The following is a 10327-nucleotide window of genomic DNA, read 5'->3' on the forward strand; positions in this document are numbered from 1 at the left end:
GGCTCTCCACCGCCGCGGGCTCGGAGAAGGTGAAGGCGGGCGGGACGCCGTCGGCCGCGGGAAGGTCGGAGGCTTCGCCGGCAGCTGAGGCGGCCGGGGCGGCGGGAGATGAGGCCTGCACGTCGCCCAACGTCGGCTCGACGTGCATCGGAGCGGCCGACTCTCCGGCGGGGCCGAAGCCCGGCTCCTTCCTGGGCGCACCTTCCTGCGCGGCGGGCTCGACCGAGAGTTCGGCGAGCTTCACGCCCTGGGGACGCGTGTTCTTTCGGAACGGATTGAAGAAGTTCATGGTGAGCCTCGGGCTTTCAGGCGGCGAAGGAAAAAATCCGCGGAAATTTTATCAGGGCCGTCCCGTCTCCCCCGTTAAGGCGCAATTGGAAACGCTTTTGCGCCCCCGGTGCGCTCCCTCTGGAGCGCGGGCGGAGAAGCCGCGCGGCGCTCAGCGCCGCACGCCTTCGGCGGCGAGGACTTCGAGCGCTTCGCCCACGGTGACGAAGGAACCGAAGACGATGATCCGCACGGGGGCGCCCTCTTCGCGCATCAAGCGGAGTGCTTCGCGCCGCGCGGCGGCGAGCGCTTCGGCGACGCCGCTCGCGGCGGTCATGCTTTTGTCCGGAACGCCCGCGGCGCGCATGCGCTCGGCCAACTCCTCGGCGCTTCCGCCGCGGGGCCCCGGGAGCCCTGCGTAGAACCAGTGGTCCACCGCCGGAGCGGTGAGGCGCACCACCGCCTCGCGGTCCTTGTCGGTGAGCATGCCGAAGACGGCGAGCGTGCGCTCGCCCGGACGCGCGAAGTGCGCGAGGTTCTCGGCGAGCACGGCCGCGGCCTGCGGGTTGTGGCCGACGTCGATGAGCGTTGGGCACGGATCGGTCGTGACGCACTCAAAGCGCGCGGTGATCCGCGCGCGGGCGACGCCCGCGGCGGCGGCGGCCTCCGTGACGGGGAGGCGCTCCTTCAGGGCGACGAGGGCCGCGAGCGCCCCGGCGACATTGCGGTACTGGTTGCTCCCCGCGAGCCCCGGGCGCGGAAGCTGCCAGTGCACCTCCCCGCAGGTGAAGTCGAACGACCCGTCCGGCTGGGGCGCCGCACGAAAGTCGCGGTTGATGAGCATGAGCTTCGCACCAATCCGGTGGGCGTGGTCGACGAGCGTCACCGGAGGTTCGGGGTCGGAGCAGACCGCGGGCCGGCCCTGGCGGAAGATGTGGGCCTTCTCGAGCCCGATCGCCTCGCGCGTGGAGCCGAGGAACGCGGTGTGGTCGATGCCGACGGCCGCCACCACCGAGCAGTCCGGGTCGATCGCGTTCATGGCGTCGAGCCGCCCTCCGAGGCCGATCTCGAGGATCACGACGTCGGGGCGCGCGTTCTGGAAGACCTTCAGGATCCCGAGTCCCGTGTATTCGAAGTAGGAAAGCGTCATCCCGCCGCGGGCGGCCTCGACCTCGGCGAAGGCGGCCGTGAGGAGGCGGTCGTCAACCTCGCGCCCGTCGAGGAGCGCCCGCTCGTTGAAGCGCAGGAGATGGGGCGAGGTGTGCATCGCCGTCCTCAGGCCCGCCGCGCGGCAGACGGACTCGATGAAGGCGCAGGTGCTCCCCTTGCCGTTCGTGCCCGCCACCGTGATCACAGGGCATTCGAACCGGATCCCGAGACGCGAGATCATCTCCCGCATGCGCTCGAGGCCGAGGTCGATCGGCTTGGCGTGAAGCTTTTCAATGTAGTTGAGCCATTCGGTCAGGGTGCGGGACATGGGTGGAAGGCCTCCTCACAGGAGCGTTCGGACGTCGTCGGGAAGAAGAGAACGACGGAAACGGTGATGATGAAGACGATAAAAAGGACACGGGCCCGCTCCGGCTGCGGCGCAGCGGGCGGGCCCGGGGAAGCGTCTGGGTGCGGCGGCCGGTCAGATGCCGTTCACGGGCTGCTTCTTCATGAGCAGCTGCGTGAGGACCGAGATGCGGGCGCGCAGCTCCCGGCGGTCCACGATCTGGTCGATCTGTCCGGTGCGGAGCAGGAATTCCGAGCGCTGGAACCCGTCGGGGAGCTTCTCGCGCACGGTCTGCTCGATCACGCGGGGGCCGGCGAAGCCGATCAGGGCCTTGGGTTCGGCGAGGACCACGTCGCCGATGAAGGCGAAGGACGCGGAGACGCCGCCCATCGTCGGGTCGGTGAGCACGGTGATGAAGGGGAGCCCGTAGTCGGAGAGCCGGCGCGCCGCGGCGGTGGTCTTCGTCATCTGGTAGAGGGAGATCAAGCCCTCCTGCATGCGCGCGCCGCCCGAGGCGGTGAAGACCACGAAGGGCGCGCGGCGGCGCATCGCCTCCTCGACACCCAAGGCGAACCGCTCGCCCACGACGGAGCCCATCGAGCCCCCCATGAAGCGGAATTCAAAGGCCGCGGCCACCATCGGCTCGCGCCTCAGGGCGCCCGACATCACGATCAGGGCGTCGGTTTCGCCGCAGGACTCCTGGGCGGCCGCGAGGCGCTTCGGATAGGGCTTGCCGTCCACGAAGCCGAGCGGGTCGCGCGGGCGGACGTCGGCGCCGATCTCCACGCCCGTGCCCGGATCGAGGAAGGAGAGGAGCCGCGTGCGCGCGCCCATGCGGAAGTGGTGGCCGCACTTCGGGCACACGCGCAGACTGCGGTCAAGCTCCTCGGTGTAGAGCGCCTGCTCGCAGCCCGGGCACTTCGTCCAGACGCCCTCGGGAACGACGCTCGGCTTCTTCTTAGCGCCGACGGGTTCCTCGCGCTTGATCTTCGGGAGAATGTGGTTGATCCAGCTCATCGCGGTCCAAAAACAAAAAGGAAAGGAAAATTATACGAACGCCCTCCGCGGAGACCCTCCGCAGGGAGCGCCCAATCCGGGCTACGGCGTTCAGCCGTTCAGCCGATGTCCGGTGCGGCCGGGAACTCCCCGCCGAAGGGACTGCGCCCGGACTGCGGCAGCGTCGGGTGGTCGGGATACCCCACGCCCGTGAGGTAGAGCCCGTTGGGGCTGAAGGTCGGAGCGGCCGCGGAGCGTTCGCGGGCGGCGAGCACCTCGGCGATCCAGCCGGGCGCCTCGCGGCCCGTGCCGACGTAGATGAGGGCGCCGACGATGTTGCGCACCATGTGCTGCAGGAAGGCGTTGGCGGAAATCCGCACGCCCACCAACGCTCCGCGCCGGATGAGCGAGAGGTCGGTCACCGTGCGCACCGGGCTCTTCGCCTGGCATTCGGCCGCGCGGAAGCTCGTGAAGTCGTGCTCGCCCAAGAGCGCCTGCGCGCCCTCGCGCATCCGATCAACGTCGAGCGGCCGGAAGACCCAACCCGCGGCGTCGTCAAAAAGGGGCGTCCTCACTGGGTCGTTCCAGATCCAGTACTCGTACGTGCGCGAGCGCGCGGAAAAGCGCGCGTGAAAGTCCTCCTCCACGGGCCGCATCCAGCGCACGGCGACCGTGCGCGGCAGGAACGAGTTGACGCCGCGCACCCAGCCTTCCGGGGCGCGCGCCGCTTCGGTGGAGAAGCTCACCACCTGGTGCGTGGCGTGCACGCCCGCATCCGTGCGGCCCGCGCAGATGACGGAAACCGGATGGTTCGCGAAGCGCGAGAGCGCCGCCTCAACGGCCGCCTGAACGCTCGGGCGGTCGGGCTGCACCTGCCAGCCGTTGAAGGCGGTCCCGCGGTATTCAATGCCGAGCGCGATCGTGCGCGCCGTCATTTGTCCGCGGCTCCCTTCGCATCGGCCTTGAGGCGCGCCAAGAGCTTGGCGGCCTGCGCGCGCTGCGCTTCAGAGCCGCTCTTCGCGACCTCTTCGAGGAGCTCCTGCGCCTCACTCTTGGCGCCCAGTCCGATGAAGGACCCGGCGAGCGAGAGCTTCGCGTCGAGCGCCTCGGTCTGCGCGCGCTGCTTCTGCACGGCCTGGCTTTCGGGAGTCTTCGGGGGCTCGACGGGAGCGGGTTGGGCAGCGGGCTGCGGGGCGACGGCTTCAGAGGCCTCAGGAGGCTGCGGGACTTCCGTCACGGGTTCGGAAGCAAGCGGCGGGACGGGTTCGGACGCGAGCGGCGGGACGGGTTCGGACGCGAGCGGCGGCACGTAGGCGGGGGGCGCGGGCGGAAGCACGGGCTTCTTTGCCTCGTCCTCCAGGTCGAGGTCCACGTTCTTCAGGGCCGAGGGCAGATCCGCGGGCTCCTCCTTGCGGGCGGCCTCGAGTTCGCCATCCGCGAGGGGCGGGAGTTCGTCGTCGTCGGGCGAAAGCCAGGGCTGCTCGGCCGTCTCCGGGACCTTCGGTTCGGCGGGGGCGGACTCGGAGACGCCCTGAAGAGAGGCGCCTTCAGCCGCCTTCGAGGAGGCCGCGCAGGCCGCAGCCTCCGCCTTCATCGCGCCCGCGGCGGCGTCGAGGTCGCCGAAGAGCTCGTCCTTGGCGTCCTTGACTTCGGCGGTCGCCTCAGGGACGGCGGCCGGGGCTTCGGCGGACTTTCGGTCCTCAGCCATCTGCGCTTGGGCGTAGGCGACCGCGCCCGCGCCCATCGCGCCCGCGGTGGTGCCGTTCTTCACGGCCTCGGAGATCGTGGCGTCCACGGCCTTCAGCTGCGCCTCGGTGGCGGCGGGCACTTCACGCTGCAGCGTCACCGTGCCCTCGGTCTTTCTCGGAGGCTGCTCGATCGCGGGCTCCTCCTTGCGGCGGCGCGTAAAGGCGTAGACCGCAGCGCCGAGCGCAAGCACGAGGAGCACCCACGGGAGCGGACCGCTGCGCCATCCGGCCTTCGCCTCTTCCTTGGCGGCGTCCTTCGCGGCGTCCTTGGGAGCGTCCTTGGCGACCTCTGCGTCGCCCTTGGCGCTTTCCCCGGCGCCCGCCTCGGGAGCCGTCTTCGCTTCGGCGGGCGCCTTCTCCTCAACCTGAGGGGCGGAGGGTGTTTCCACAGCCGCCTGCTGCGCCTGCGCCGCCTTGGCGGCTTCGGCGGCTTCGGCGGCCTGGGCGGCCTGAGCGTCCTCGGCCGCCTTCTCGGCGGCGGCCTTCTCTTCGGCGGCCTTCACCGCAGCGGCGTCGTTTTCAGTCTCCCATTCGGTGAGCGCCCTGCGGCCGGCGTCGGCGACCACTTCGGGCTTGGCGCCCTTCGCGGCTTCGGCGAGCTGCACGGCGGCGACTTCGGCGGCGGCCGTGTGGGAGCGGCGCTGCGCGTCGATCAGATTCTGCGTGGGCCCGGGCACCTCGACCCCGGCGCCGTGCACGCGCCGGAAGGCTTCGAGGGGATCAACCGCAAAGACCTCCTCGCTCGTGGGCGAGGCGAGCATGCCGCCCGCGACGATCTTCGAGGGATCGCCGGCGATGAAGGCCCGGGGATTCTTTTCCGTGAGGGCCGCGGCGACCTGCTCGAGGAGCGCGCCCGGATAGCTCGGCCAGTAGAGCTTCGTGATCGACCAGAGCGTCATGTCGAGCTGCACGGGGAAGGATTCGTTCGGGTTGAAGCCGTTCAGCGCCACGTACTCGCGCACGACCACCGGGCCGGAGCGCCCGATGCGGCGCGGGGGCTTCTTCGCCGCGTGTTCGGCGACGGCCGTCTCGACGGTGGGAGCCGCCTTGGGTTCGGCCTTCGGTTCGGTCTGGGGCTGCGCCTTGGGCTCGGACTTCGGTTGAACCTTGGGCGCGGCGGCGGGCTCCACGCTCTCCGTCACGGCCTTGGATGCGGCGGGCTGCGCCTCTTGGGCCTGGGCTGCAGGCGTCTTCGCCGGCGCCTCGGCCTTCGCGATGACGATGAAAGCGCCCTTCGCGGGATCGAGGTGATACTCGCGCACCGTGACCGCGCCCCCCGCGTTCATTTCAATGAGGAGCGGGAAAGCGGTCGAGACGTTCTGCTTGCCCGTGACGCGCACGCGCACGACGTTCGATTCGCTCTTCAGGCGCGCCATGCGCAGGTCGAGCGCCTCCTGCGGCCACTGCACGCCTTCGCGCAGATAGGTGGCCGGGGGCGCCACGCGCACGAGCAGCGGCGAAATGTTGAGATCGACGTCCTTGATGTCGAGCGTCGCTTCAAAGGGTTCGCCCGGAACGCTCTGGACTTCAAGTTCACCGAGGGACACGGCCCCGGCGGCGGAGGCGGCGGCGGCGAGCACCGCCGCGGCAAGCACGGAAATCTTTATGGACATCGGCATCAAGCGGAGAAGTTTGCGGGGGCGCTCGCGTCCGGTCGGCCGGGGCGGCGTCCTTCTCAAAGGAAGAACGGCCCGGCGGGCGGCGCCCCGCTGATTTGGTGGATGATACCGCAGGGGGCGCGCTTCTCCTCCGGCGCCCGTCCGGCGCGCACCGGCGCACGCCCCGCTCAGGGCTGCGGCTTCTTCGCGACGACGATCTCCGCGTCGGTCGCCGACGCAACCTCATAGGACGAGCCCTCCAACGCCTTCGCGACGGCGTCGCGGATGCTCATGCGGCCTTCGACCGGAGCGATTCTGAGCGCGGCGAGCTCCCGGTCCGTATAGCGGATGAAGCACCCGGAGGCGTGGGCGAGGGCCTGCGCGGTCTCGTCGAACCGCCTGTCCTTGAAGCTGTAGGGGTGATCGGCCACGACCCTGAGGCACCCGCGGCCGGGACCTGGGTCGGGTGCGGCCGAGCACCCGAAGCGGCCTCCGTTTTCTGCGGCGCTCCGACGCCCGACCCTTCCGGGGCGGGCGGCGTCTGCAGATTCGATTGAGCGGTGGACTCCACCGGAGCGGCGGGTGCGGCCGGTTGGGCGGGCTCGGTCTTCGAGCAAGCCGCGACGAGACCGAGCGCCGCGGCGGCGATGCCGAGGGCGGCGCGGGTGCGCAGGACGGACTTCATGACGAACTTTCTCCAATACGAATTCGTCCCGCCGAATGGGTCTTCCGGAGGGAAGCCTTTATGCGGGACGATTCGGGTCACTCGACTAGCAGCGCCCTTTATCGGGCACGGTTTTAGTCTATGAGGGAGACCCGCGGCGCTTCCTTTCGAAATGCTTGCCGCAGGCAAGCAGATCTTGCTGAGGGCGGCGGACGGAAGCCTTCCGTCACGAATCCGCCCTTTCGGCAACAATGAGCCGAGGGCCCGCGTCAGCCCTCGGGCGTCACCTCGCGGCCGATCAGGTCGTGCTCTTCATTGGCGGTGATGCGCACCTTGACGATGTCGCCGGGCTGGAGCCTGCGGTCGGTCGTGACGTAGCAGACGCCGTCGATGTCGGGGGCGTCGGACTTCGTGCGGCCCACGGCGACGCCGTCCTCGTCGGGCTCCTCGTCGATGATCACGTCCTCGACCCCGCCGATGCGGCGCGCGAGCTTCTTGAGGGAGATCTCGGCCTGGAGCTCCATCAGACGGCGGCGGCGGTCTTCGCGCACCTCGTCGGGGAGTGCCCCGGGGAGGTCGTTCGCGGCCGCGCCCTCGACGGGCGAGTAGGCGAAGCACCCGACGCGGTCGAGCTGCGCCTCGCGCAGGAAGTCGAGGAGGTACTCGAACTCGGCCTCCGTCTCGCCCGGGAACCCGGCGATGAAGGTCGAGCGGATCGTGATGTCCGGGCAGGCGCGGCGCCAGGCGGCGATGCGCTCGAGGTTCTTCTCGCCGCAGGCCGGACGCTTCATGAGCTTGAGGATCCGCGGATGCGCGTGCTGGAAGGGCACGTCGAGGTACGGGAGCACCAGCCCCTCGGCCATGAGCGGCACCACGTCGTCCACCGACGGATACGGGTACACGTAGTGCAGGCGCGTCCAGATGTTGAGGCGCCCGAGCTCGCGGCAGAGGTCGAGGAGCTTCGTGTGCACCGGGCGCCCGCCCGCGAAGTCGAGGCGATAGCGGCGGTCCACGCCGTAGGCGGCCGTGTCCTGGCTGATCACGAGGAGCTCCTTCACGCCGGCGGCCTTGAGGTTCTCCGCCTCGCGCACGATGTCGCCGATCGGACGCGAGAAGAGCGAGCCGCGCAGGTTCGGGATGATGCAGAAAGTGCAGTGGTGGTTGCAGCCTTCGGAGATCTTGAGGTACGCGTAGTGCTTGGGCGTCAGGCGCACGCCCGCGGCGGGCACGAGGTCGTCCCAGGGATCGTGCGGGCGCGGCAGCACCCCTTCGACCATGCCGAGCACCTCGTCGACGCTGTCCGGGCCCGTGACGCCGATCACCTTGGGCATGCGCGCGAGGACGTAGTTGGAGCCGTCGGCCTCCTTGCGGCCGCCGAGGCACCCGCAGACGATCACGCGGCCGTTCTCCTTGAGCGCCTCGGAGATCGCCTGCAGGCTCTCCTCAACGGCTTCATTGACGAAGCCGCAGGTGTTGACGATCACGAGGTCGGCGTCCTTGTAGGTCGAGCCGATGCGGTAGCCGCGGGCGCGCAGCTCCGTGACGATGCGTTCGGTGTCGACGAGCGCCTTGGGGCAGCCGAGGGAGACGAAGCCGACGACGGGAATGTGCCGAGTCATGTGTGTGTGCGTGGGGTCTGTTATTGGTTTATATGAAATATTTTCGCCCGCCGTCACAAGCGGACGGCGGGCGATATTAGCCGGCTTCGGGCCCGCGCGGGGGCCGCGGCGGCCTGCTTTTTAGTGCGCCTCGGGCTCGATCCAGATGAGCGCGGCGTGGCGCCCGGAGCGCGCGCCGTCGCGGCGGTAGCTCCAGAAGCGCTTCGGGTCGGCGTAGGTCGAGAGACCGCAGTCGGAGACCGCCTCACGCGGGACCCCGACCTGCTCGAGAGCCTGACGGGCGAGTTCGCCCAAGTCGGCGAAGTACTTCCCCGGCGCTTCGGCGGGCCGGAAGGCCTTCTGCGCTTCGGGAAGGTGCGTCTTCATCGCGTCGAGGACGTCTTCGCCCACTTCGAAGGCTTCTTCACCGATGCGGGGGCCGAACCAGACGGCAAGCTCAGGCTCGGCTTCGCCCGCGTCCAGAAGCGTCTTTCTCATCGCGCGCACGGTCTCCTGCAGCACGCCTGCGGCGAGTCCGGGCCAGCCCGCGTGCGCCGCGCCGACGATCCGGCCCCTGCGGTCCGCAAAGAGGACGGGAAGGCAGTCAGCCGTCATCACGGCGCAGACGACGCCGGGAGTGGTCGTATAGGAGGCGTCCGCCTCGGGCTCGCCCACAGCGTCGTCGGCGCGCAGCACCTTGACGCCGTGAACCTGCGTGAGCCACTTCGGCTCCGCGGGCAGGCACTGCGCGAGCATGCGGCGGTTCTGCTCGACGCACATCGCGAAGTCGCCCGTGTGGCGAGCGACGTTCATGCCCATGATGCCGTCGGGACCGCCCCAGGGGCCGCTCGAAATGCCGCCCGTGCGCTCCGTGAAGAAGGCCTTCACGTGCGCGGGGTGCCCGCCCGTCCATTCCGGGGTGACGCTTGCGATTTCAGACTTGAAGAGATTGGCCATGGCCTCAGCTCCGCTCAAAAACGGTGACGGGACGGTCCCAGGGCCCGAAGCCGAGGTCGTCCATCAGATTGATCATGTCCTCGGGGGGCTCGACGAACCACTGCATCTCCTCGCCCGTCACGGGATGCACGAGCCCGAGGCGCGAGGCGTGGAGCGCCTGGCGGTGGAAGTCGAGGAGGTTCTCCATCTTGACGGCGATGCCGGGCGCGCGGCCGCGGTAGAGCTGGTCGCCGATCAGCGGGAGGTCTTCGCCCGTGAGGTGCACGCGGATCTGGTGCGTGCGGCCCGTGTCGAGACGGCAGGCGACCCAGGAGACGGGAATGCCGTCGGCGCTCGACCAGTCCACCGTGCGGGCGCGCGTGCGCGCGGGCTTGGCGCGCACGCCCGTGGAGCCCGGGAATCCCTTGAAGCGGATGCGGCTGCGCGGATCGCGCCCGATCGGCACGTCCACGACGAAGTCGGGCGCGGCCGAGCCCATCGTGATCGCCCAGTACTCGCGCTTGACGCTCCTCTCCTGGAGCTGCCGCACGAGGTTCGTCTGCGCGGTGAGCGTGCGCGCCACCACCATGAGGCCCGTCGTGTCGCGGTCGAGCCGGTGCACGATCCCCGCACGCGGAACGTCCTTGAGTTCCGGATAGCGGAAGAGAAGGCCGTTCAGGAGCGTTCCGTCGGGATTCCCCGCGCCCGGGTGGACGACGAGTCCGGCGGGCTTGTTGACCACGATGATCGCGTCGTCCTCGTAGACCACCTCGAACTCCACGTCCTCCTGCGGCTCGAAGGCGAGCGACTCGTCGAGGCGCGGCGCTTGCGTGAGCTCAATCTCGTCGCCCTCGGTCGCCTTGGCGCGCACCTTGGTGACGACGGCGCCGTTCACCTTGACGGCGCCCCCTTCGATGAGCTTCTGCAGCCGCGCGCGGGAGACGTCGGGCAGGTGGGCCGCGAGGACCTTGTCGAGGCGCTCACCCCCAGAACCCGGAGACCGTAAACTTGGGCGGCTCCGGGGC

Annotated in this window: 8 protein-coding genes and 1 pseudogene; all 9 read right to left on the minus strand. The window is 69.9% G+C overall.

Annotated features, from left to right (window positions below; all coding sequences use genetic code 11):
• A pseudogene (locus ACT6Y9_RS05045) lies at window positions 1-289 on the minus strand (hypothetical protein); the annotation flags it as partial.
• A gap of 150 nt (window positions 290-439) precedes the next feature.
• Window positions 440-1744, minus strand: a complete 1305-nt coding sequence (locus tag ACT6Y9_RS05050; RefSeq protein ID WP_443743722.1) for a bifunctional folylpolyglutamate synthase/dihydrofolate synthase — start codon at window positions 1742-1744, stop codon at window positions 440-442.
• Window positions 1745-1897: 153 nt separating this feature from the next.
• Entirely contained in the window at window positions 1898-2779 is an 882-nt protein-coding gene (accD, locus tag ACT6Y9_RS05055; RefSeq protein WP_295479684.1) for an acetyl-CoA carboxylase, carboxyltransferase subunit beta, read from the minus strand.
• A gap of 98 nt (window positions 2780-2877) precedes the next feature.
• On the minus strand, window positions 2878-3693 hold the full coding sequence (truA, locus tag ACT6Y9_RS05060) for a tRNA pseudouridine(38-40) synthase TruA (protein ID WP_295479682.1): 816 nt from the start codon (window positions 3691-3693) through the stop codon (window positions 2878-2880).
• Complete coding sequence (locus tag ACT6Y9_RS05065; protein WP_443743723.1) at window positions 3690-6119, minus strand: FimV/HubP family polar landmark protein; 2430 nt, start codon at window positions 6117-6119, stop codon at window positions 3690-3692. Before ACT6Y9_RS05065 ends, truA begins: the two co-directional genes overlap by 4 nt.
• 173 nt (window positions 6120-6292) lie before the next feature.
• A complete protein-coding gene (locus tag ACT6Y9_RS05070) occupies window positions 6293-6535 on the minus strand; it encodes an STN domain-containing protein (protein WP_443743724.1) in 243 nt (80 codons plus the stop codon).
• Between the two features lie 502 nt (window positions 6536-7037).
• Entirely contained in the window at window positions 7038-8387 is a 1350-nt protein-coding gene (rimO, locus tag ACT6Y9_RS05075; protein ID WP_443743725.1) for a 30S ribosomal protein S12 methylthiotransferase RimO, read from the minus strand.
• Window positions 8388-8507: 120 nt separating this feature from the next.
• Window positions 8508-9323, minus strand: coding sequence for a peptidoglycan editing factor PgeF (gene pgeF, locus ACT6Y9_RS05080; protein ID WP_443743726.1), 816 nt, complete (start codon window positions 9321-9323; stop codon window positions 8508-8510).
• Window positions 9324-9327: 4 nt separating this feature from the next.
• Window positions 9328-10327: RluA family pseudouridine synthase (locus ACT6Y9_RS05085; RefSeq protein ID WP_443743727.1), on the minus strand; the 1000-nt coding region annotated here is incomplete at its 5' end.

The sequence above is a fragment of the Sutterella sp. genome, assembly GCF_052272535.1.
Lineage (GTDB): Bacteria > Pseudomonadota > Gammaproteobacteria > Burkholderiales > Burkholderiaceae_F > Sutterella.